Raw genomic sequence first — 21,926 nt, forward strand, 5'->3', positions numbered from 1 at the left:
AGGATCTGTTAACGCGCGTGCCGCGGCAGTTTTGGCAGGAACACGGCGAGCAGCCCGATCGCCGGGAGGTAAGCGCAGACCTGATAGACGAACTCGATCGAGGTGTGGTCGGCGAGCTTGCCGAGCACGGCCGCGCCGAGGCCTCCGATGCCGAAGGCGACGCCGAAGAACACGCCGGAGATCATGCCGAAGCGGTGCGGCACCAGTTCCTGCGCGAACACGATGATCGACGACGTCGTCGACGAGATGATCAGGCCGATGATGACGCTGAGCACCGCGCTGGCGTGGAGCCCGGCATAAGGCAGCGCCAGCGTGAACGGCAGCGCGCCCAGAATCGAGATCCAGATCACGATCTTGCGCCCGAAGCGATCCCCGAGCGGACCACCGAGAAACGCGCCGACCGCGTTCGCGGCAAGGAAGACGAAGAGATAGATCTGCGCGGCCTGCGTCGACACGCCGAAGCGGTCGATCAGATAGAAGATGTAGTAGCTCGACAGGCTCGAGACGTAGAGCTGCTTCGAGAACAGCAGGGCCACCAGCACGAGCAGCGCGACCGCGACGCGGCGCGAGCTCGGCGCGTCAGGATGGGCTTGAACCGCCGCCGTCTTCTTCGCCTTGATCTGCGGCGCGTACCAGCGGCCGATGCGCCAGAGAACGACGATGGCAAGGAACGCGATCGAGGAGAACCAGGCGATGCTGCCCTGCCCGAACGGCACCACGATCAGCGCCGCCAGCACCGGGCCCATCGACGTGCCGAAGCTGCCGCCGAGCTGGAACACCGATTGCGCGAAGCCGTAGCGGCCGCCGGAGGCGAGCCGCGCGATGCGCGCGGATTCCGGATGAAACACCGCCGAGCCGAGACCGACCAGCGCAGCGGCGACGAGGATGACGAGATATTGGTGCGCGGCGCTGAGCAGCAAGAGACCGAAGAAGGTCGAGGCCATGCCGATCGCCAGCGAATAAGGCTGCGCCTTCTTGTCGGTGTAGTGCCCGACCACCGGCTGAAGCAGCGAGGCCGTGAACTGGAAGGCCAGCGTGATCATGCCGATCTGCGCGAAGTCGAGCGCGTAGGTGTCCTTCAGGATCGGGTACACCGAGGCGATCAGCGACTGCATGGTGTCGTTGAGGAAGTGCGAGAAGCTGATGCCGGCGAGCACGACATAGGCCGGCCCCGCAGCCTTGGCGGCAGCGGGCGCCACGTCGCTGACGACGACGGGCTCGGTCAGCGTTTCCGCAGGTACGACGACAGGCTTGTTCAACGGACCAATCCCGGCAGGCGCGGCGAACCGCCGCATCCGCTAGTTACGATGCAAGCGGCGGTGGAACCACCGCCAAACGTCGATGGCTGGGATGCGCTCGTCTGGCCCTCTCCCCTTGTGGGAGAGGGTGGATCGCCGCGCAGCGGCGAGACGGGTGAGGGGTCTGCCTCCGCGAGTCGATCTAGCAGCTGTGGTCGGGGATAGAACCCCTCATCCGGCGCTTCGCGCCACCTTCTCCCACAAGGGGAGAAGGAAGAGCTCAGGCCGCCGCCTGTCCGAGCGCCGAGACGATGGTGTCGACGACGTCCTCGACCAGGATGCGGTCCTCGCCTTCGCCCATGACGCGGATCACGGGCTCGGTGCCGGAGGAGCGGATCAGCAGGCGGCCATGGCCGTTGAGGCGCTTCTCGCCGTCGGAGATCGCCGATTTGACGTCGGAATCGTCGAGCGGCTTGCCGCCCTTGTGCCGGACGTTCTTGAGGATCTGCGGCAGCGGATCGAAGCGGTGGCAGACTTCCGACACCGGCCGGCGCGACTTCTGCACCACGGCCAGCACCTGCAAGGCGGCAACGAAGCCGTCGCCGGTGGTGGCGTAGTCGGACAGGATGATGTGGCCGGACTGCTCGCCACCGAGATTGTAGCCGCCGCTCAGCATCTGCTCGAGCACGTAGCGGTCGCCGACCGGCGTGCGCACGAGATCGAGCCCCTGCCCTTTCAGGAAGCGCTCGAGCCCGAGATTGGACATCACGGTGGCGACGATGCCCGGCCGCGACAGCCGGCCGTCTTCCTTCCAGCTCTGCGCGATCACCGCGAGCAGCTGGTCGCCGTCGACGACATGGCCGCGCTCGTCGACCAGGATGACGCGATCGGCGTCACCGTCCAGCGCAATGCCGATGTCGGCGCGCATCTCGCGCACCTTCTTCGACAGCGCTTCCGGCGAAGTCGAGCCGCAATCCTTGTTGATGTTGAAGCCATCGGGCTCGACGCCGATCGGCACCACGTCGGCGCCCAGCTCCCACAGCGCTTCCGGCACCACCTTGTAGGCGGCGCCGTTGGCGCAATCGACGACGACGCGCAGCCCGTCGAGCGACAGATCGCGCGGCAGCGTGCGCTTGGCGAATTCGATGTAGCGGTCATGCACGCCGTCGATACGGCGGGCGCGGCCGAGGCTCGCGCTCTGCGCCAGCCGCTTGTCGATGGGCTCGTCGAGCAGCTGCTCGATCTGCTTCTCGACGTCGTCGGAGAGCTTGAAGCCCTGCGGACCGAACAGCTTGATGCCGTTGTCCTCGAACAAATTGTGCGAGGCCGAGATCATCACGCCGAGATCGGCGCGCATCGACTTGGTCAGCATCGCAACCGCCGGCGTCGGCATCGGGCCGACCAGCAGCACGTCCATGCCGACCGAGGTGAAGCCGGCGACCATCGCATATTCGATCATGTAGCCGGACAGGCGGGTGTCCTTGCCGATCACGACCCGATGGCGGTGGTCACCGCGCTGAAACGCAAGGCCCGCGGCCTGGCCGACCTTGAGCGCGAGCTCCGGCGTGATCAGTCCGTTGGCGCGGCCCCTAATCCCGTCCGTCCCGAAATATTTGCGGCTCATATCGTCCCCCACGCAACAACCAGGGAATCCCCTCTACAACCACGGAGTGCCCGAACGGGCCCCGCATCCCTGATTTGCTGAGGTCTTATAAGGCCATCACGGCTAACTTGGCTTCAAAAAATGTGATTAATCATTACGGAATAGGGGCCGCCTTCGCCCCGCTAACTAATTGTTAACACTATATTTCCCGTTAGGGAACCGAAATGGGGCGGAACCCGCCCCTATTTGGAGCGCTTCACATGGCCGTCGCCGCGGCTCGGCGCCGGCTGGGTGACGTTGACGGGATCCGAGCCCGGGAAGGTCTCTTCGAGGCCCTCTTCCAGGGCGTCCTCGAGGTCCTTTTTCTCCTTGATCTCTTCCGGTGTCGGTGCGGCGTGCGGTCTCGTCATGGCACCCTCCTCTCAAACGATTTGGCTGTGCATCCAACCATGCTAGATGACCCCTCGATCTTCCGATGCAAGACTTTCGGATACGAGACGGGCCCGGGGACACGTTCATGAAGCACATCACCTGTATCGACGATCTTCGCGCGCTGCATAAGCGCCGCGTGCCGAAGGCGTTCTTCGATTATTGCGACCGCGGCTCCTATGCCGAGGAGACGCTGCGCGCCAACCGCGAGGACATGCAGGCGATCAAGTTTCGCCAGCGCATCCTGGTCGACGTCTCCAAGCGCGACACCTCGACCACGATCCTCGGCGAGCCCTCGACCATGCCGCTGGTGCTCGCGCCCGTGGGCCTGCTGGGCATGCAGCATGGCGACGGCGAGATCCACGCCTGCCGCGCCGCACAGGCCGCCGGCATCCCGTTCACGCAGTCGACGATGTCGATCTGCTCGATCGAGGACATCGCCGCCAGTGTCGAGAAGCCGTTCTGGTTCCAGCTCTACGTGATGAAGGACCGCGGCTTCATCAAGGCGCTGATCGAACGCGCGATCGCGGCGAAATGCTCGGCGCTGGTGCTGACCGTCGATCTCCAGGTGATCGGCCAGCGCCACCAGGACATCAAGAACGGCATGACCGTGCCGCCGGAATGGTCGCTCTCGAAGCTGATCGATTTCGCCACCAAGCCGGCCTGGGTGTCGGGTGTGTTGCAGGGCAAGCGCCGCACCTTCGGCAATCTCGCCGGCCACCTGAAGGTCAGCGACGACATCACGTCGCTGTCGACCTGGATCAACTCGCAGTTCGACACCTCGCTGAACTGGAACGACATCGATTGGATCCGCAGCATCTGGCCGGGCAAGCTGGTCCTGAAGGGCATTCTCGACGTCGAGGACGCCGAGCTCGCCGCGAAGACCGGCGCGCAGGCGATCGTGGTCTCCAACCATGGCGGCCGGCAGCTCGACGGCGCACCGTCCTCGATCGAGGTGCTGCCCGAGATCGTCGATGCCGTCGGTGACAGGATGGAGATCATGTTCGACGGCGGCATCCGCTCCGGCCAGGACGTGATGCGCGCGCTCGCGCTCGGCGCAAAGTCCTGCATGATCGGCCGCGCCTACGCCTACGGCTTAGGGGCCGGCGGCCAGGCCGGCGTCGCCAAGGCGATCGACATCATCCAGAAGGAACTGCTGACGACCATGGGCCTGTGCGGCGTCAACAGGATCGAGGAAATCGACGATCACATCATTGCGGTGTGACCGCAGCGTCGGTGCCGTAGGGTGGGCAAAGCGAAAGCGTGCCCACTATCCTGCAGGTCTGCGGATCGATGGTGGGCGCGGCGCAGGCACACCTTTGCCCACCCTACGATTCCGAGGCGCTCGAAAGCCTCCACAATCTCGGCTGTCGTCCCGGCGCAGGCCGGGATCGATGACCACAAGCAGGCGCGGTTACGGGGACTCGGAGTGACCTGCTTCGCGCAACAACTTCATCTTGTGGTTATGGATCCCGGATCTGCGCGCGCCTAGGGGCGCGCTTGTCCGGAACGACGGAATTTGTGGCAGTAGTCGCGCCTCATATCTCGCACCCTCACATCGGCGGCGTGATCCCGTCCCTGCCGACGTTGACGCGGTTGGCTTCCAGCGAGCCGTCCTCCTTCTTCGCCGCGCCGAAGATGATCAGCTTGGCGCCCGGCTTGATCTCGGACCTGTCGCTGGCGACGAAGCTGACGATCGGGGTATCCGGCGGCACCACGACTTTCTTCTCGCCGTCCTTGTATTTCACCGTGATGTTCTGACCGTCGGTGCCCTTCACGGTCTGCGTCACGGTGGCGTTGGTCATGGTCGAGTTGGCGCGCGCGTCCCAGGGCCGAAAACCTTCGGCCGCGCCGCGCTGGTTCTCCGGGAAGATATGCACCGCGATCGCCCTCTGGGTGCCGTCGGGCTCCGGCATGGCGGTGACGCCGATATAGGAGCCTTCCTTGATCTCCGACAGCTCCGTCTTCACCACGGCGAAGACCGCGACGTTGTCGGTCATGCGCACATTCACGTCGCTGCCTTCGCGCGTCTTGATGTCGAGCATGTTGCCGTCGACGTTCGCGATGGTGCCGCGGATGCGCACCGTCGGCGCCTGCTGCGCCGAGACAGAGGAAACAGCGATAAAGGTCGCGAAGGCTGCCGCGACGGCGCGCGGCATCCAGTTGTTCGGCTTCGGCATGATTATCCCCTCCAGGGAGTTGCGACGGTCAAACACGGCAACCCCGTGTGACCGCCGCTATTCCCGGCCGTGACGATCACATCGGCGGCGTGAGGCCGTCGCGCCCGACGTTGACGCGGTTGGTCTCGAACGAGCCGTCCGGCAACTGCTTCATGAAGGCGATCACCTTGGCGCCGGCCTTCAGGTCGGTCTTGTCGCCGGGCACGAAGGTCACCACCGGCGTGTTGTCGGGGACGAACACCTTCTTCTCGCCGTCCTTGTACTTGACCAGCAGCGTATGGCCGTCACTGCCGACCACGCTCTCCGACACCGTGGCGTTGGTCATGCTCGAGTTGGGCTTGAGGTCATAGGGGCGCGAGCCTTCGCCGGTGCCGCGCATGCTCTCCGGAAACACATGCACCTCGACGGCGTTGTCGCCGCCGTCAGGCCCCGGCACGGTGGTGGCGCCGACGAAGGAGCCGGGCTTGATGTCGGCGAGTGAAATTTTGGTAATGCCGGACACGCGCACATCGGATGCGATGTGGAGCTTGACGTCCTCGCCGCTGCGCGACTTGACCTGCAGGATGTCGCCGTTGACGCTCTCGATCGTGCCGCGCACGCGCGTCGGCACCGGCGCCCTCTGCGCGAAGGCATAGAGGGTGGAAGCGGCCACCATCGCGACGGCGATGAGCGGACGTGTGAAAGTTGCACGTTGAACAGGCATGATTGTCTCCGATTGTCCCACTGGGATAGAACTCCGGAGGTGGTGCGCTATTCGCCGTTACCCTCTCAAGACTTTGTGAGATCGGCCTCGACCAATGCGCGCAGCTCGTCCGTGACCCGCGGCCGCCGGCCGAACCACAGCTCGAAGCCGCGCACGGCCTGGTGCAGCAGCATGCCGAGACCGTCGGCGGTCCTGAGGCCGCGTGCCTTTGCTGCGGCGAGCAGCGGCGTCACCAGGGGGACATAGACGAGATCGGCGACGACGGCCGCCTGCGGCAGGCGTGCAACATCAACATCGAGTGAAGGCTGACCGCGCATGCCGAGCGAGGTCGTGTTCACGAGAAGTTTTGCACGCGGCAGCACGTCGTCGATCCCGTCCCACGTAACGGGCTGCACGTTCGGCCCGAACTGCTTCGCCAGCGTCTCGGCCCGCGCGATGGTGCGATTGGCGAGATGGATGCGTTTGATGCCGCGCTCGCGCAGGCCGAACACGACCGCGCGCGCGGAGCCGCCGGCCCCGAGCACCAGCGCCTCCTCGGCCGTGTCCCAGCCGGGCGCGCTGGCATCGAGATTGTTGATGAAGCCCTCGACGTCGGTGTTGGTCGAGCGCAGCTCGCCGTCCTCGAACCACAGCGTGTTGGCGGCGCCGACGGCCTTGGCGCGCGCATCTGGCGTCGACAGCGCCAGCACGCCCTCCTTGTGCGGGATGGTGACGTTGGCGCCGACGAAGCCGCGCAGCGACAGCCGCAGCACGAAATCGCGGAGATCCTCGGGCGGGACGGCCTCGATGACATAGCCGCCGGCGATACCGAGCGTGCGCAGCCAATAATGATGGATCAGCGGCGAGCGCGAATGCGCGGCGGGCCATCCGATCAAACAGGCTGCGGGAGCCTTGGTCACGGTCATCTTCTCCCCGGATCGTATCGGAGGCGATCCATTTCGCGTCCCGCGGGCTCTGTCAAGCGCGCGGGCACGATTCCCGCACAGCGCTTCCGCAAGGCCGTGATGCGGCGCCGGCTTGAGAAGGTGCGCGCCGTCAGGTCGCGGCCATATCATCGGCCGCGGACAGAGCCGCGCCGCCCTTGATGTCGGCGACCGCGCGCGCGATGGTCACGCGATAGCGCGCACGGGGCGGGACGCCATATGGGTGAGCAGCGCGCGGCGGACGGCGGGCGAGGCGCCGGTGATGAACAGCCGGATGCCCCGGCGGTGGGCCTTGGCGGCGACGCGGCCGAGCACGTTGGCCGCCGTCGAATCCAGGAACGGCACCGCGGCGAAATCGACCACCATGCCCTTGCGCTTGTCGGCGATGCCGTCGAGCACGCTTCCGATCGCGGAGGCGGCGCCGAAGAAAAACGCGCCGGTGATGCGATAGACCAGCACGTCGCGATCGACCAGACAGTCTGGATTGCTTCGCTGCGCTCGCAATGACGGAGAGGAGGAGGCTGCGTGAGTCCAACTTTCGCCGCACGCGTGGATACAGCCCCTCACACCCTCTCCCCGTAAGAACGGGGAGAGGGTGTGAGAGAGCGTGCTTCCCTCACTGCGCGAGAGACAGACTCACGCCGCGTGCTGATGCGCGGCGATGATCTGGTCGGCGGCGCGGCCCGTGACTTCGGCCATGTGGTCGAACGTACGGGTGAAGCTGCCGGCGCCGGCCGTGGCCGAGCGCAGCTCGACGATCAGCTCGCCGATCTCGGCTTCCGGCATCATGGCGCGGACGCAGTCCCAGCCGCTCCAGCCGTCGCGGGTGTCGAAGCCGAGGATCTGGCCGCGCCGCGCCGACAGGATCGCGTTGATCTTGGCGGTGGCATCCGTCGGGCAGACGATCTCGACCACGTGGATCGGCTCCAGCAATACCGGCTGGCATTGCGGCAGGCCTTCATTAAGTCCGACCCGCGCGGCGGTGCGGAAGGCGAGATCGGAGGAATCGACGCTGTGATAGGAGCCATCGGTCAGCGTCACCTGCACGTCGGTGACGGGGAAACCGAGCGGACCGCGCGTGAGCCCGTCGACGACACCTTCTTCCACCGCCGGGATGTAGTTGCGCGGCACCGCGCCGCCCACCACCTTCTCGGCGAATTTGAAGCCGTCGCCACGCGGCAGCGGCTTGATGTCGAGCACGACATCGCCGAACTGGCCGTGGCCGCCGGACTGCTTCTTGTGACGGCCGCGCTGGGTGATCGGCTTGCGGATTGTCTCCTGATAGCCGATCGCGGGCGGCTGCGCGGTGACCTTGACGCCGAAGCGATCGCGCAGGCGTTCGCTGGCGACGCGCAGATGCATCTCGCCCTGGCCCCACAGCACGGTATCGTGGGTCTTTGCGTTCTGCACGACCATGAGCGAGGGATCCTCCTCATGCAGCCGCGTCAGCGCCTGGCCGAGCTTGACGTCGTCCTTGCGGTCGGTGGCCGCAACCGAGATCGCGAGCACAGCCGATGTTGGTTCTGCCGTGACCAGCGCCGCCGGCTGGGTCTTGCCGCTCGAGACCATGTCGCCGGTCTTGACCGGATCGAGCTTGGCGAGCGCGACCGTGTCGCCGGCTTCCGCCGCGGCGCGCTTGGTGTCGTAGGCACCGTTGACGGCGAGGATGCCGGAGATGCGCCCCGCGCCGCCGGAGGAGGATTGCAGCGTGGCACCGTCGTCGAGATGGCCGGCGAGCAGCCGCGTCAGCGACAGCTTTCCGCCATGCTGCGAATGCAGCGTCTTGAAGACGTAGCCAAGCGCGTCCTTGCTCTCCGGTGCGCCGAGACGCTTTGCAGTCTCCGCAACACCCGGCGCCTCGTGGCGCAGCGCCTTCATCAGGCGCAGCACGCCGTTTTCGCGCGCCGCGGCGCCGAGCAGCACCGGGCAGATCAGCCCTTCGCGCAACTCGCGGGCGAGATCGTCGAACACGGCATCGCGCGGCGGCTGGATGTCTTCGAGCAGTTGTTCCATCAGCGCATCGTCGTGGTCGGCGAGCTTCTCCAGCATCGAGAAGCGGGCCTCCTTCTCGCGGTCGCGATCGCCGCCTGCGAGCGCGATGACCTCGGAGGCCTTGTGCTCGCGATAGATGAAAGCGCGCTCCAGCGCGAGATCGACGAAGCCCTCGATCAACTCGTCCTTCCAGATCGGGATCTGGCGCAGCACCAGCGGCACGCGCGAGGCGGGCTGGAGCGTTGCGAGCGTCTCGCGGATGCGCTTGTTGGCGCGGTCGATCTTGTTGAGGAACAGGAAACGCGGAATCTTCAGCTCCTCCAGCTCGCGCAGGATGATCTGAAGCTGGGGCAGCTTCTTCTCGTCGGCTTCGCAGACTACGACCGCGGCATCGACCGCGGGCAACGCGGCGCGCATGTCGTGGGCGAATTCGACGGAACCGGGACAGTCGAGGAAGGTGTAGCTGTCGCCCATGAAACTCGTGGTGGCGGCAGTGAGGCCGACGGTCATCTTGTGATGACGGGCCTCGGGCGTGGCGTCGCCGACGGAAGTTCCGGCATCGACGCTGCCGGCACGCGGGATAGCGCCCGTTCGTGCCAATATCGCTTCAAGAAGTGTGGTTTTACCGCTTTGGAATGGGCCCACCAGCGCAATGCACCGTGGACCTCGGGGACTTCTGACGTCTTGTCCCATTCGCCGCCTCCTTGGTGTGGAGCTCGGCCCATGATTGGGTCGGCAAACGTGGATGCTCTGCCCGTCCCCGAGATTTGGCAAGCGTCAAACGTCGCTGCGGTGCGTCCTTGTGATCGCGCCGGTGGAACGGCGCGATCACACGCATAATTGTTAACGGCCGGGGCGGAGTTCCAGGCTTTCGAGGCCGGCGGCGACGTTGAGTCCGACCTGGCCCTGCACGCTGAGCGGCTGGAGCGCGATCGAATTGTTGGAGCCGCCGACCAGCGCATTGCCACCGATACCGACGCCGACCGAAGCGCTACCCTGCGCGCCGGCATAATTGCCGGAGAGATCGCCGGGGCCGAGCCGGTCGACCGGCGCGAACACGCCCCAGGCCAGCGTCGTCTCCTGGGTGATGCCGATGTCGAGACCGACTTTGCGGATGGTCGCGACATAGCGATCCTCCGGCAAACCGTCGGCACGCAGGACGCAGCCGAGATTGGTCACCGATCCCACGATGAAGCCAACGCTGGCACCGCCGCGGCATTCGAGCACGCCAACCCGGACCATCCGCTGCTGCTGAGCGTCGCTGTTTGCGACGGAGACAACGAGGCTGGCGGCAGTGAGCCCGGCGAAGATGAACGAACGGCGCATGAATGTCTCCGGCGATGAATGTGATGCGAGCAGAGAGTCGCGCCTGCAAGCGAGGCGCGACGTTCTATGCCACAAGAGTCGTAGTGGTGCCAGATCACGCGTGACGATAAGCGTGCAAACAATAAAAGGCCCGCCAGAGGCGGGCCTTTTCGATAGGTATTTGCGACAGGCTCAGCGGAGATTGCCGCAGAAGCGCTGGATGCGCTTGCAGGCGTCTTCAAGGTCCGAGGTCTTGGTCGCGTAGGAGATGCGGAACGCCGGGCCGAGGCCGAAGGCCGAACCCTGCACCACGGCGACGCCTTCGGTCTCCAGCAGCTCGGTGACGAACTGCTCGTCGTTGGAGATCACGTTGCCCGACGGCGCTTTCTTGCCGATCGTGCCGGCGCAGGACGGATAGACGTAGAACGCACCCTCGGGGCGCGGGCACTCGATGCCGTTCGCCTGGTTGAGCATGGAGACGACGAGGTCGCGGCGCTCCTTGAACACCTTGTTGTTGGCGGGGATGAAGTCCTGCGGACCGTTCAGCGCCTCCACCGAGGCCCACTGCGCGATCGAGCACGGGTTCGAGGTCGACTGCGACTGGATGGTCGCCATCGCCTTGATGAGCTGGGCAGGGCCGCCGGCATAGCCGATGCGCCAGCCGGTCATGCAATAGGCCTTCGACACGCCGTTCACGGTGAGCGTGCGGTCGTAGAGGCTGGGCTCGACCTGCGCGACCGTGGTGAACTGGAAGTCGTCATAGACGAGGTGCTCGTACATGTCGTCGGTCATCACCCACACATGCGGGTGCTTGACCAGCACGTCGGTGAGCGCCTTCAGCTCGGCCCTGGTGTAGGCAGCGCCGGTCGGGTTCGACGGCGAGCACAGGATCACCCATTTGGTCTTCGGCGTGATCGCGCGCTCGAGCGCTTCCGCCCCGAGCTTGAAGCCGGTCGCCGCGGTGCAGACCACCGGCACCGGCTCGCCGCCGGCGAGCGCCACCATCTCGGGATAGCTGACCCAGTACGGCGCCGGGATGATCACCTCGTCGCCAGGATTGATGGTCGCCATCAGCGCGTTGTAGAGCACCTGCTTGCCGCCGGTGCCGACGATGACCTGGTTCGGCTTGTAGACGACGCCGTTCTCGCGCTGAAACTTCGCGATGATGGCTTCCTTCAGCTCGGGGATGCCGTCGACCGCGGTGTACTTGGTCTTGCCGGCTTCGATGGCGTGGATCGCCGCCAGCTTGATGTTGGCGGGCGTGTCGAAGTCGGGCTCGCCGGCACCTAAGCCGATAACGTTGCGGCCCGCCGCTTTCAGCGCGCGTGCTTTATCCGTGACCGCGATGGTCGCGGACGGCTTCACACGGTCGAGCGCAGCGGCAAGGAAGGACATCGTCATCTCCTGACAAGCGTCGTGACCCATGGGTCGTCACGACTCTGATTGTGGGAATGAAGCCACCCTAAAACGTGTGCCGCTGCGCCGCAAGAAACTTCGGCCCGATCTCGAAAAAGTTTACGGATTCCGGCGTTTCGAGGCGGGATTTCCCGCAATATTCCGTAACTTTGCCGTCCGAATCCCTCATATCCGGCAAGGCCTGTCCTCGGAGCAATTTTGCGTGTTTGCCGTCGCCAAACCAGACCGTCGTCATGCCCAGGCTTGGCCGTCCGAAGGACGGCGTCGCTTTCGCTCTATGTCCCGGGCATCCACGTTCTTTCTGCCATGCGGCGAGGCGTGGATGGCCGGGACATAGGCGAGCGAAAGCGACGCCGTCCTTCGGACGGCTATGCCCGGCCATCACGATGTGGAAGCATGGCGCCCTGAACCGATCGCCCCTCTCGCGGAGCAACGCATCCACACGTTGACGCAAGCGTGATCTGATTTGCATCGTCGCGTGGAAATGATCTTCCGTGGCGTTGCAGTGCGGTAGGGTTTTCGAGTTTTTCTATTGGCTGGCTCTTGCGGCGGATTCGCATCGGCATCATTGTTTAGCCGCGTTGCGGGGCAACAAGCGCCGCGCCTTCCCGTCCTCGGTTTAGAACTCCCAGAATGTACAAGCTCTATTCGATGCAACGCTCCGGCAACAGCTACAAGGTCCGCCTTGCGCTGGCGCTGTTGAACTTGCCTTACGAAGCGGTCGAGGTGGACATTCTGCGCGGCGAGAGCCGGACGCCGGACTTTCTGTCCAAGAACCCGTCAGGCCAGGTGCCGCTTCTCGAGGTCGACGGCAACCGTTATCTCGCCGAGTCCAACGCCATCCTCTGGTACGTCGCCGTCGGCACGCCGCTCGCGCCGGAGAACCGCATCGATCGCGCCGAGGCGCTGCAATGGATGTTCTTCGAGCAGCACGCGCTCGAGCCGAACATCGGCGCCGCCTATTTCTGGCTGTCGCTGGTCAAGGGCGGCCGCGACCTCCAGACCCATTCGCTGGAGGACTGGATGGAACGCGGCTATGGCGCGCTCCAGGTGATGGAGAACCATCTCAAGACCAACGCCTATTTTGCCGCGCGCCAGCTCACGGTCGCCGACATCGCGCTGTACGGATACACCCATCTCGCCGACCGCTGCGATTTCGACCTTTCGACCTTCCCGGCGATCCGGGACTGGCTGAAGCGCGTCGAGGCCGCGCCCGGCTTCGTCGCGATGGACTGGCGGCCGGCCGACGTCGACGACCCCGCCAGCATCGCCGCCAGCGCCTGATGGCGCGGGCCCGGGCGAATAGCGGGCATAAGGGTCGTCTTTGCCGCAATACCGCCATTTTCGTTGCGGCAGCCGCCGCAATATTGCCGGTTGAAACTGGGAAATTCTGGAAAGTCGCGGGTGATTCGCTCGCACGTTGAAGGATTTAGACCCATGATTCGGGCGTCCGGCACGGCAGGCTTTCAGGGCCAACCCGCTACCGTTTCGTCTTCCCGGCTGACCAACGCGGTCGCGGCCTCGCTCGCCGTCGCCGCGCTCTCGCTGTGCCTGATCGTCACCCTGACGGTGCTGTCGACCAAGGCGACCATGGCGATGGGCCTGCCGGTCTGATTCCCGTTTCATCCTGGACCAGCCTTCAGGGCGCCGCGTGACCCGCGCCGACCGGCATCGCGACAGGACGTCGATGAAGTCACCTGTGGTAGTCGTTGCAATCACCCTGACTGCGGCCATCCTGGTCGCGGCGTCGCTGTTGATTTTCACCGGCATGCGCAAGAGCTCGGGCACCTCGACGCTGAATGCGCCCGCGTCGCAGCAACGCGTCAGGCACGCGCACTTGGTCTAAAATCATCCGAAAGCTTTGCGCACCGCCGCAAGCCGCCCTTAAGCACTTCGCACGAATTCGCACCGCACCGGTGCAACCATCAGTCACTGTTGCCGCCTTACCTCGTTCAGGGAGGAACGAGACAGGCCCATGCGATACGGATGGCGTGCGATCTGTGGTCCGGTGCTGACAGCGGCGACCCTGCTGCTGGCGATCCTTTTCGATCGCGCCATCCCCTCGCCCGCACCGCTGCTCGTCTGCATCGTGGCGCTCGCGGGCGCGCTGTCGGGTTTCGCCTCCGCCATCACCAGCGCAGCCCTCGCCGTGACCGGCACGGTGCTGCTCCTGTTCCTCCACCGCGCAATGCCCTTGGCGACCGCGGATCTGGTGCAGCTCGGCCTCCTCGCGGTGACGACCGCCGGCACTGCCGCGATCACCGGCCTGATGCGCGAGCGGCTGCTCGGCACCTTTGCCGCCGAGCGCCAGAGCCACGCCACCGCCGCGCGGCTGTCGGCCGCGCTCGACCAGGTCGATATCGGCATCGTGCTGCTGGATGCCGAGACGCGCGCCGAATTCATCAACCGCGCGTTCCGCGATTATTTTGCGGTGCCGGACGACATCGCCGACGGCAAACCGCCCTTCGTCGCGCTGATGTATCACGGCCGCGACACCGGCGCGTTCGAGCTGCCGGAGGACGAGCTCGCCACCTTCATCGCGCAGCGCATGGAGATGGTGCGCATCGGCGATGCCACGCCGATCAACATCGCCTTGCGCAGTGGCGAGGTGCTGCGCTTCGTCTGCGCCGCGCTGCCCGATGGTGGGCGCATGCTGAGCTACACCCCGGTAACCGACCTCGTGCGCCACACCGATGCGCCCTCGCGCGCCGACTATTACCGTTCGCTGCGTGACCCCACCGGCCGCAGGCTGATCCGGCACCTGCGCGCCGCTGAATAGCGTCACAGCACGATTGATCGACGCGCCCTTCATCACGTATGAAGGTTGCTTCATCGATCGCGGAATTTCCAGATGTCGCTCACGGTTCGCTCCGTCACCAAGCAGGACTACGATCAATGGCTGCCGCTGTGGGACGGCTACAACGCCTTCTACGGCCGCTCGGGCCCGACCGCGCTCGCGCCCGAGATCACGCGGATGACGTGGCAGCGCTTCTTCGATGCCTATGAACCCGTGCATGCGCTGGTCGCCGAAAGCGACGGCCGGCTGCTCGGGCTGACGCACTACCTGTTCCATCGCAGCACCACCGCGATCGAGCCGTCATGCTATTTGCAGGATCTGTTCACGCTGGAGGCCGCGCGCGGCAAGGGCGTCGCCTCGGCGCTGATCCATGGCGTGTACGAGCGGGCGAAACTGGCGGGATCGCCGCGGGTCTACTGGCAGACGCACGAGACCAACGTCACGGCGCAGCGCCTGTACGACAAGGTCGCGGAGCGGTCCGGCTTCATCGTCTATCGCAAGCTGTTCTAATCCCGCGCGCAGCCTGTGGATAACTCCCGCTGTCACCTACGCGTTACATAGCGGGACTAGGCTCCACCTGCGTCTGATCAGGCCCCCCGTCACCGATCAAGCGCCCCAAAGCGGTCCCCGTCAGTCGCCGCGTCTGACAGGGGCCGCATTTTTTTGTCCGCTCTGCCGGCATGGCAGCAGCGCGGCGAGCAGCTTGCTGGCGCGGTGCACCGCGGTCACAATGCGCCGCTGCTCGTCTCACAGGATCTCCCATGGAAATTCGCAATCTCGGCGCCTCCGGCCTTCGCGTGTCTGCGGTCGGGCTCGGCTGCAACAATTTCGGCCAGCGCACCGACCTCGAGACCTCGCGCAAGGTGATCCATCGCGCGCTCGACCTCGGCATCACGCTGTTCGACACCGCCGACATCTATTCGAACATGGGCGGCTCGGAAAACGTGCTCGGCACTGTCCTGGGCGATCGCCGCAAGGACATCGTGCTGGCGACGAAATATTCCAAGCCGATGGCGGAGGACGGAACCAAGCAGGGCGCCTCGCGCCGCTACATCATGGCCGCCGTGGAAGCGAGCCTGAAGCGGCTGAAGACCGACTACATTGATCTCTACCAGCAGCACGACTATGACCCGCTGACGCCGATCGAGGAGAGCTTGCGCGCGCTCGACGATCTCGTCCGGCAGGGCAAGGTCCGCTACATCGGCAATTCGAACTTTCCGGCCTGGCGGATCGCCGAGGCCGAGTACGTCGCACGCGCGATGAATGTCAGCCGCTTCGTCTCCTGCCAGGACGAATATTCCCTGGTGGTGCGCGACATCGAGAAGGACTTGCTGCCGGCAGCAACGGAATACAAGCTCGGCCTGTTGCCGTTCTTCCCGCTCGCCAGCGGACTCCTGACCGGAAAGTACCGGAAGGGCGAGAGCGCGCCTGACGACACCCGCTTCGGCAAGGTGCCGCGGCTGCGCGACCGCTACGTCACTCCGCGCAACGAGGACATCGTCGAGAAGCTCCAGGCCTTCGCCAAGGCGCGCGGCCACAGCATGCTCGAGCTTGCCTTCTCCTGGCTCGCCGCGCGCCCGCAGGTGTCGAGCGTGATCGCCGGCGCCACCCGCGTCGAGCAGATCGAGGAAAACGTCAAGGCGATCGCGTGGAAGCTCAGCACTGATGATCTTGCCGAGATCGACACGATCACCCTGGGCTGACGTTTGAAGCGCGGCGCTATTTCGCGCCGCGCCCCACCGTCTGCATCACTTCGAAGCCTTCGAATTGCGGATGGCCAAGATAAAGCGGCTTGTTGTCGCCGGCCTTGTGATGCGCGGCCCGAAAAGCCTCCGACTTGGTCCACGCCTCGAACGCCGCGTGGTTCGCCCACACGGTGTGCGAGGCATACAGCGTGTGGTCCTCGAGCTCGGGGCCGCGCAGCAGATGGAATTCGACGAAGCCCGGCACCTTGTCCAGATGCGTGTCGCGCGAGAGCCAGACCTGCTCGAAGGCGGCCTCGGAGCCCTTGGCGACGCGGAAGCGGTTCATGGCGATGTACATGGGTGGTCTCTCCTGATGCTCAGGCGATTATCTCGTCATTCCGGGATGCGCCGCAAGGCGCAGGCCCGGAATCCATAGCCCCGATCGGGAGTATGGATTCCGGGCTCGCGCCAAGAGGCGCACCCCGGAATGACGGCGTTTGTGGATTAGGCCACCAATCCCTTCATCGGCCTTGCGCTTGCGCTGTCCGGGAACACCGTCTCGGCCAGCACGCGATCGGACAGGCCGAACTGGCCTTGCAGCACGCCCTTGATCACGGAGCGCAAGTCCGTGGTGGGCTTGAGGTCGCGGGCCTCATAGAGGTTGGCGGGCTTGAGGCCCGGCCAGTCGGAGATGACGCGGCCACCCTTCACCGCGCCGCCGGCGAGCAGCGCGACGGTGGCGGTGCCGTGATCGGTGCCGTCGGTGCCGTTGATGCGCGCGGTGCGGCCGAATTCGGTGGCGACGACGACGACGGTATCGCGCCAGCGCTCGCCGAGGCCGTTCTCGAATTCGGCGAGCGCGCCGTCGAGCCCGCCGAGCAGGAAGGCGAGGCGCCCGACCGGGCCGCCTTCATTGGCGTGCGTATCCCAGCCGTCGAAGGCGAGCGCGGCGATGCGCGGGCCGTCGTCGGCCGCCATCAGCTTGGCTGCGCCGCGCGCGACCTGGCGCATCTGCGCGACCTGATTGCCGCCCTTCGGCTTCATGTCGTCGCCGCTTGCGGCCTTCTCCAACTGGAGGCCCTGCGAGAGGGCCATCGCCAACGCGGGATCGCGGTGACGGTAGAGATCGACGAGCCGCATCGCGGTGTCGTCGTCGGCCTGCGGCAGCGCCACCGGCGCCCAGCCGACGGTGGGCGCATTGCCGCGCAGCACCAGCGGCGTGGTCGGCCCGACGGCAAGGCCGCTCGACACGCGCTCGCCGCGCGGCAGCGCTTCCAGCGCGCGGTTGAGCCAGCCGGACTGCACCCGGCCGGGGCCGGCATAGCCGCTTTCGAGCACGTCCTGGCCGTCGAAATGCGAACGGTCGCGGTAGGGCGTCGCCACCGCGTGGATCACCGCGGCATGCATGTCGCGATACATGCGCGCGAATTCCGGCATTGCCGGATGCAGCGCGAAGAAGGAATCGAGCATGATCGCGGGATGCGCGCCGTCCGACGCGAGCGCGATCGACCCGTGCAGGCCGGCATAATCGGGGTCGCCGACCGGCGCGACGGTCGAGAGCCCGTCGAGCGCACCGCGCAGGATCACCACGATCAGCCGGGGATCGCGACCGTCGGCCGCGCGCGCGAATTTCGGCAAATAGGCCCAGGCCGCGAAGGAGGCCCCGCCGAGCAGGAGGCCGCGGCGCGAGGTGAGGAGCCGGTTCTCGACGCAGTCGATCATCATCATCTCCTCTGCATTTCCGGCGACATCAGCAGCAGCGCCAGCGCCTGCTGGCGCGATTCCGCGCGCTCGATGGTCCGCCGCGTTTCGATCGACGCCGCGTCTGCCGCTGCGAATTCCAGCAGGTCGAGCGGGTCGATGTTGTTGCCGAGCCGCGCGCCCATCTGCGCGGCGATGTCGAGCCGCAGCTTCATGCCTTCGGGCGCGGCCCAGGCCGCAACGGTGTCCGGGAAACCGTTGGGACCGGACGGCGACCACAGCGGCTGGCCGAGCAGATTGAGACCGTTCAGATAGGCGCCGGGATCCTCCGGCACGCGCGCGAGCAGCCGGCCGCTCGCGACCAGGAAATCGTAAGGGCTGCGCATCTTGGTCAGCGGCGCCTTCCAGGCCTCGTCAGAATCGACCAACGCGGTCGCCATGGCCTTGAGATCACCGTCGGTCTTGACGAAGACGTCGCGCAGGCGCGCGACCAATGCCTGAGGCGGATCGTCGGCGACAAAATGACGGACGAGCTTGGTCGCGATGAAATTCGCGGTCGACGGATGCCGGGCGATGTCGGCGAGCGCCGCCTCGCCCTGCGCCAGCCCCGTCGGCTCGTAGGTCTTGCCGAGCAGCACTTGCGGCCCCGGCTGGTGCGCGTTGACGTTGAAGGCGAAGGAGCCGGGTGTACCGAGCCCGCCTTGCCTTCCGGCAAAGGTCCAGCCCGTGATGATGCGCGCGAGCGAGGTGACGTCCTCCTGCGAGTAGCCGCCGCCGACGCCGAGCGTATGCAGCTCCATGATTTCGCGCGCGAGATTTTCGTTGAGCCCGCGCTTGCGGCTTTGACCCGCGCGCGAGTCCGGCCCGAGCGATTGCTGGTTGTCGAGGAAGAACAGCATGGCCGGATGCTGCTCGGCCGCCTTGAGCATGTCGGCGAAGCGCCCAAGCACGTGCGGCCGGATCGCCTCGCGCTCGAACGCGCCGGCCCAGATTCGCGCCAGCTCGCCCTTGCTCGCGGAGATGCAGAAATGGTTGGACCAGAACACGACCAGCCGCTCGGTGAAGCCGCACTCGACCAGCGTGGCACGCTGCAAGCGCGCCAGCGCTTCGGCACGAAAGGTTTTCTGGATCACGTTGAGCGGCTGCGGTGCAGGTTTTGCGGCCGGCGGTGCAGCCATGTTCGGCTGCATGGTCTCGGGCTTCGCCGCAGTGTCGGCCGGCTTGGCTTCGGCCATCTGGCCGGCGATCTCGGTCGCAGCCGTGTTCAGCGAGAGATTGCGGCGCGGCCCGGGCTTCTGATCAGCCGGCGCCTGCAGTGGCGGCGCTTCGGGCGGCGTTCCGGCCTTGGCGGCGGCCTCGCGCGCCTGCTTGACCTGGTCCTGATAGGCGAACACGGCCTGGCCGAGTTGCGGCGTCGATAGCAGGCCGGGCGCTTCCAGCAGCACGCCGTTGGGGCGCGCCAGTTCCGCCTTCACGAAGCCGCGCGGATCGGACGCCGCGTTGATCAGATCGCCGGATGCCCCGCCGCGGGCGCCGAAGCCGAAGCGGTTGAGCGCGACGAGGGCGGCTTGCGAATCGCGGGCCATCGATTTGTCCTTCGCGGATTGCCAACCGCTTTCCTGGTCTGTGCGCGGCGGATAATATACCGCGGCGGGAGATGAACCCGACATGAAAATGACGGCACAGCTTTTGCGCAAATCATGACAATTCCGAAAGAATCCTCAATGCAGGAACCGCGCCGTCTCACCTGCTCCCGCTGCGGCACCGAGTTCGGCTGCGACCTCTCAGGCACCTGCTGGTGCGCGGAGGAAACCGCGCGACTGCCGATGCCGGTCAAGGGCGAGGACTGTTTGTGCCGGGACTGTCTGCGCAAGGCGGCGGCGCGTAGCCCGGATGGAGCGCAAGCGTAATCCGGGCTACGGCAGTATCGTAGGGTGGGCAAAGCGAAGCGTGCCCACCATTTTCATTGCGCGTGTGGGGAGATGGTGGGCACGGCGCTTTGCGCCTTTGCTCACCCTACGAAGCGACAAAACTTACACCGCATGCCCCGGCGAGGTCCGCGCCATGCCGTCGAACGCATCGAGCAGCTTCTCGCGCCAGGCGTAGACCGGATCATCCGCCTCCAGCAGCTTGAACGGGCTCGTCACGCGCGCCCACTGAAAACCGCCGAACACGATGTAGTCGGCATAGTTCGGCGCGCCGCCGCCGATGAAGGGCTGCTTCTTCAACGTTTGCCGCATCATCTCCAACGATTTGCGGAAGGCGACCACGCCGGCATCGCGGCTGGCCATGATCTCTTCCAGCGTCTTGCCGCCAAAGCGCGCCTCGCGCGATTGGCGGAAATAGGCGGCATCGACGTCGGCGAGATTCTTCGCGATGTCGGCGATGATCAGCGGAAAGATGCCGCCGACGATGGCGATGTCGCCGAAGGCGTTGATCATGCGCGCCATTGCGCGGCCGCCCTCGCCGCCGAACAGCGACGGGCGATCCGGAAACCTGTCTTCGAGATAGTTCGCGATCGTCCAGGAATCGACGACGGGCTTGTCATCATGCAGGAGCACCGGGACCTTCTCCGAGCCGTGCGGCGCGATCGCGCTCTTCTCGGTGAAGCGCCAGGGCAGTGATTCCGCCGCCAGCCCCTTGTGCGCCAGCGCCATCCGCGTGCGCCAGCAATACGGGCTGAAGGGACGCGAGGCGTCGGTGCCGACGAGTTCGAACAGTTTGAGCGACATGGCCGGTGCTCCGTCATCGCGAACGCAGCGAAGCAATCCAGACTGCCGCCGCGGAGACATTCTGGATTGCTTCGCTGGCGCTCGCAATGATGATGTGGAGACCTCACCGCCCGTGCGTGCGCAAGAACCTCTCGCCGTCCTCCGTCACCGCGATCACCAGCCCGAGGCCTGCAACCGTCTCGCGCGCGACGTAGCCGCGGTCGGCGGCGTCTTCCCAGATGGTGAGGCGCGGGCACGAGGTCTTCCAGGTCGAAATCACCTCGGCATAGGCGCGCGGCTCGCGCGCGACCCATTCGACGAAGTCCAGCACCAGCGGATCGGCAGTCTCGCTCATTGCAAACCTCCCTTGTCGAAGGCCGCCAGCACCGGGGTGCGAACCAGGAGCCAGCCGCCATAGGCGACGTAGTAGCAGGCGATGGTGGTGATCAGCTTGTTCGACCAGACGATGAATTGCTGGTCGGTCATGGCTTCGAGAATGCGGCGCGCGAGCGTGGTGCCGAGCATGGATGCTGCGATCGCGACGCCGGCGAGCACGGGATCGAGGCTCGCGGCCTGGTCGATGATGCCGCCGAAATAGATCAGCTTGGTGAAGTGGCTGACGAGCTGGCACATCGCCTTCGTCGCCACCTTCTCGCGCCGGCCGAAATCGCCGCCGAGGAAGAAGGTGTCGAGCAGCGGCCCCGACACGCCGGTCATCAGCATCAAGCCCATGCAGATCGTGCCATAGACGGTGCCCTGCCAGAGCCTATCAGGGTCCGGCTTGATGTTCGTCGGCAGCAGCCGCGCCATGAACGGGGTGATGCCGAGCAGCAGCAGCGCCATCGGCTTGTCAGGCACGTAGCGGGTGAGCGACCAGGCCGCGAGCGCGATGGTCGCGCCGACCATATAGTTCGCGACCGGCCGCCAGCGGATATGCGCCCGCCACAGGAACGCACGCCAGCCGTTCGAGGCCATCTGCGTGATCGCATGCAGCACCATCGCGGTCGGCAGCGGCATCAGGGCCAGCAGCACGCCGATCAGGATCAGCCCGCCCGCCATGCCGAACAGCCCCGACAGGAACGCGGTGGCGACCATCAGCAATCCAAGGGCAGCGATCATCATGGGCGTCACGCGGGGTCTCCGTGGCAAGTGAGGGACGCAGACTGTGCGCTCTCCCTCGCCCCGCTTGCGGGGAGAGGGTGGGATGAGGGGGAGCCTCCACAAGGGAGGTGGCAGTTGGACT

General features: G+C 65.9%; 24 protein-coding genes and 1 pseudogene. 8 read left to right on the forward strand and 17 right to left on the reverse strand.

Annotated features, from left to right (window positions below; all coding sequences use genetic code 11):
• Positions 1 to 8: 8 nt before the first annotated feature.
• From WN73_RS24175 to WN73_RS24185, 3 genes are all read right to left on the reverse strand, one after another.
• Positions 9 to 1,259 carry an MFS transporter gene (locus tag WN73_RS24175; protein WP_028174703.1) on the reverse strand — a complete coding sequence of 417 codons (1,251 nt, stop codon included), beginning with the start codon at positions 1,257 to 1,259 and terminating at the stop codon, positions 9 to 11.
• A gap of 259 nt (positions 1,260 to 1,518) precedes the next feature.
• The gene (gene glmM / locus WN73_RS24180) at positions 1,519 to 2,862 is read right to left on the reverse strand and encodes a phosphoglucosamine mutase (protein ID WP_028174702.1); all 1,344 of its coding nucleotides are present in this window, start codon (positions 2,860 to 2,862) and stop codon (positions 1,519 to 1,521) included.
• A 221-nt stretch (positions 2,863 to 3,083) separates the two neighbouring features.
• Positions 3,084 to 3,251 (reverse strand): hypothetical protein, encoded by a 168-nt coding sequence (locus tag WN73_RS24185; protein ID WP_165448176.1) that lies wholly within the window; start codon positions 3,249 to 3,251, stop codon positions 3,084 to 3,086.
• A gap of 107 nt (positions 3,252 to 3,358) precedes the next feature.
• On the opposite strand from WN73_RS24185, the gene WN73_RS24190 reads away from it, so the two are divergent.
• Positions 3,359 to 4,495, forward strand: a complete 1,137-nt coding sequence (locus WN73_RS24190; protein ID WP_161536686.1) for an alpha-hydroxy acid oxidase — start codon at positions 3,359 to 3,361, stop codon at positions 4,493 to 4,495.
• Positions 4,496 to 4,823: 328 nt separating this feature from the next.
• Here the strand turns inward: WN73_RS24190 and WN73_RS24195 are convergent, their stop codons facing one another.
• The 8 genes and pseudogenes from WN73_RS24195 to WN73_RS24230 all read right to left on the reverse strand — a co-directional run bounded on the left by WN73_RS24195 (position 4,824) and on the right by WN73_RS24230 (position 12,024).
• Positions 4,824 to 5,429 carry a hypothetical protein gene (locus tag WN73_RS24195; protein ID WP_162185899.1) on the reverse strand — a complete coding sequence of 202 codons (606 nt, stop codon included), beginning with the start codon at positions 5,427 to 5,429 and terminating at the stop codon, positions 4,824 to 4,826.
• A 97-nt stretch (positions 5,430 to 5,526) separates the two neighbouring features.
• The gene (locus WN73_RS24200) at positions 5,527 to 6,153 is read right to left on the reverse strand and encodes a hypothetical protein (RefSeq protein ID WP_028174699.1); all 627 of its coding nucleotides are present in this window, start codon (positions 6,151 to 6,153) and stop codon (positions 5,527 to 5,529) included.
• A gap of 65 nt (positions 6,154 to 6,218) precedes the next feature.
• A complete protein-coding gene (locus tag WN73_RS24205; protein WP_039187079.1) occupies positions 6,219 to 7,058 on the reverse strand; it encodes a shikimate dehydrogenase in 840 nt (279 codons plus the stop codon).
• Between the two features lie 130 nt (positions 7,059 to 7,188).
• Positions 7,189 to 7,562, reverse strand: a pseudogene (locus tag WN73_RS24210) (sodium-independent anion transporter); the annotation flags it as partial.
• Between the two features lie 150 nt (positions 7,563 to 7,712).
• Complete coding sequence (locus WN73_RS24215; RefSeq protein ID WP_271555157.1) at positions 7,713 to 9,761, reverse strand: elongation factor G; 2,049 nt, start codon at positions 9,759 to 9,761, stop codon at positions 7,713 to 7,715.
• A gap of 150 nt (positions 9,762 to 9,911) precedes the next feature.
• Complete coding sequence (locus tag WN73_RS24220; protein WP_028174695.1) at positions 9,912 to 10,394, reverse strand: DUF992 domain-containing protein; 483 nt, start codon at positions 10,392 to 10,394, stop codon at positions 9,912 to 9,914.
• 171 nt (positions 10,395 to 10,565) lie between these two features.
• On the reverse strand, positions 10,566 to 11,768 hold the full coding sequence (locus tag WN73_RS24225) for a pyridoxal phosphate-dependent aminotransferase (protein ID WP_028174694.1): 1,203 nt from the start codon (positions 11,766 to 11,768) through the stop codon (positions 10,566 to 10,568).
• 67 nt (positions 11,769 to 11,835) lie between these two features.
• Positions 11,836 to 12,024, reverse strand: coding sequence for a hypothetical protein (locus tag WN73_RS24230; RefSeq protein WP_038965400.1), 189 nt, complete (start codon positions 12,022 to 12,024; stop codon positions 11,836 to 11,838).
• A gap of 398 nt (positions 12,025 to 12,422) precedes the next feature.
• Between WN73_RS24230 and WN73_RS24235 the strand changes: the two genes are divergently transcribed.
• From WN73_RS24235 to WN73_RS24260, 6 genes are all read left to right on the forward strand, one after another.
• A complete protein-coding gene (locus tag WN73_RS24235; RefSeq protein WP_271555158.1) occupies positions 12,423 to 13,073 on the forward strand; it encodes a glutathione S-transferase family protein in 651 nt (216 codons plus the stop codon).
• 153 nt (positions 13,074 to 13,226) lie between these two features.
• A complete protein-coding gene (locus WN73_RS24240; RefSeq protein ID WP_007596747.1) occupies positions 13,227 to 13,403 on the forward strand; it encodes a hypothetical protein in 177 nt (58 codons plus the stop codon).
• A 37-nt stretch (positions 13,404 to 13,440) separates the two neighbouring features.
• Positions 13,441 to 13,635 carry a hypothetical protein gene (locus WN73_RS24245; RefSeq protein WP_074077493.1) on the forward strand — a complete coding sequence of 65 codons (195 nt, stop codon included), beginning with the start codon at positions 13,441 to 13,443 and terminating at the stop codon, positions 13,633 to 13,635.
• 129 nt (positions 13,636 to 13,764) lie between these two features.
• A complete protein-coding gene (locus tag WN73_RS24250) occupies positions 13,765 to 14,568 on the forward strand; it encodes a PAS-domain containing protein (RefSeq protein WP_271555161.1) in 804 nt (267 codons plus the stop codon).
• 72 nt (positions 14,569 to 14,640) lie between these two features.
• Positions 14,641 to 15,096 (forward strand): GNAT family N-acetyltransferase, encoded by a 456-nt coding sequence (locus WN73_RS24255; RefSeq protein ID WP_027548413.1) that lies wholly within the window; start codon positions 14,641 to 14,643, stop codon positions 15,094 to 15,096.
• A gap of 251 nt (positions 15,097 to 15,347) precedes the next feature.
• Positions 15,348 to 16,289 carry an aldo/keto reductase gene (locus tag WN73_RS24260; protein ID WP_161536689.1) on the forward strand — a complete coding sequence of 314 codons (942 nt, stop codon included), beginning with the start codon at positions 15,348 to 15,350 and terminating at the stop codon, positions 16,287 to 16,289.
• 16 nt (positions 16,290 to 16,305) lie between these two features.
• Here the strand turns inward: WN73_RS24260 and WN73_RS24265 are convergent, their stop codons facing one another.
• The 3 genes from WN73_RS24265 to WN73_RS24275 form a co-directional block, all read right to left on the reverse strand.
• A complete protein-coding gene (locus tag WN73_RS24265) occupies positions 16,306 to 16,629 on the reverse strand; it encodes an antibiotic biosynthesis monooxygenase family protein (RefSeq protein ID WP_008544592.1) in 324 nt (107 codons plus the stop codon).
• A 146-nt stretch (positions 16,630 to 16,775) separates the two neighbouring features.
• On the reverse strand, positions 16,776 to 17,993 hold the full coding sequence (locus WN73_RS24270) for a DUF1501 domain-containing protein (RefSeq protein ID WP_161536690.1): 1,218 nt from the start codon (positions 17,991 to 17,993) through the stop codon (positions 16,776 to 16,778).
• A gap of 2 nt (positions 17,994 to 17,995) precedes the next feature.
• Positions 17,996 to 19,558: a DUF1800 domain-containing protein gene (locus WN73_RS24275; RefSeq protein WP_271555168.1), complete on the reverse strand. Its 1,563-nt coding sequence runs from the start codon at positions 19,556 to 19,558 to the stop codon at positions 17,996 to 17,998.
• Positions 19,559 to 19,672: 114 nt separating this feature from the next.
• On the opposite strand from WN73_RS24275, the gene WN73_RS24280 reads away from it, so the two are divergent.
• Entirely contained in the window at positions 19,673 to 19,882 is a 210-nt protein-coding gene (locus WN73_RS24280) for a cysteine-rich CWC family protein (RefSeq protein WP_053815149.1), read from the forward strand.
• A gap of 123 nt (positions 19,883 to 20,005) precedes the next feature.
• Here the strand turns inward: WN73_RS24280 and WN73_RS24285 are convergent, their stop codons facing one another.
• From WN73_RS24285 to WN73_RS24295, 3 genes are all read right to left on the reverse strand, one after another.
• Positions 20,006 to 20,704, reverse strand: a complete 699-nt coding sequence (locus tag WN73_RS24285) for a glutathione S-transferase family protein (protein ID WP_271555172.1) — start codon at positions 20,702 to 20,704, stop codon at positions 20,006 to 20,008.
• A 103-nt stretch (positions 20,705 to 20,807) separates the two neighbouring features.
• The gene (locus tag WN73_RS24290) at positions 20,808 to 21,038 is read right to left on the reverse strand and encodes a hypothetical protein (protein WP_011090162.1); all 231 of its coding nucleotides are present in this window, start codon (positions 21,036 to 21,038) and stop codon (positions 20,808 to 20,810) included.
• Positions 21,035 to 21,814 carry a sulfite exporter TauE/SafE family protein gene (locus WN73_RS24295; protein ID WP_271555175.1) on the reverse strand — a complete coding sequence of 260 codons (780 nt, stop codon included), beginning with the start codon at positions 21,812 to 21,814 and terminating at the stop codon, positions 21,035 to 21,037. Before WN73_RS24295 ends, WN73_RS24290 begins: the two co-directional genes overlap by 4 nt.
• Positions 21,815 to 21,926: the final 112 nt, after the last annotated feature.

The sequence above is a fragment of the Bradyrhizobium sp. CCBAU 45394 genome, assembly GCF_028128655.1.
Lineage (GTDB): Bacteria > Pseudomonadota > Alphaproteobacteria > Rhizobiales > Xanthobacteraceae > Bradyrhizobium > Bradyrhizobium diazoefficiens.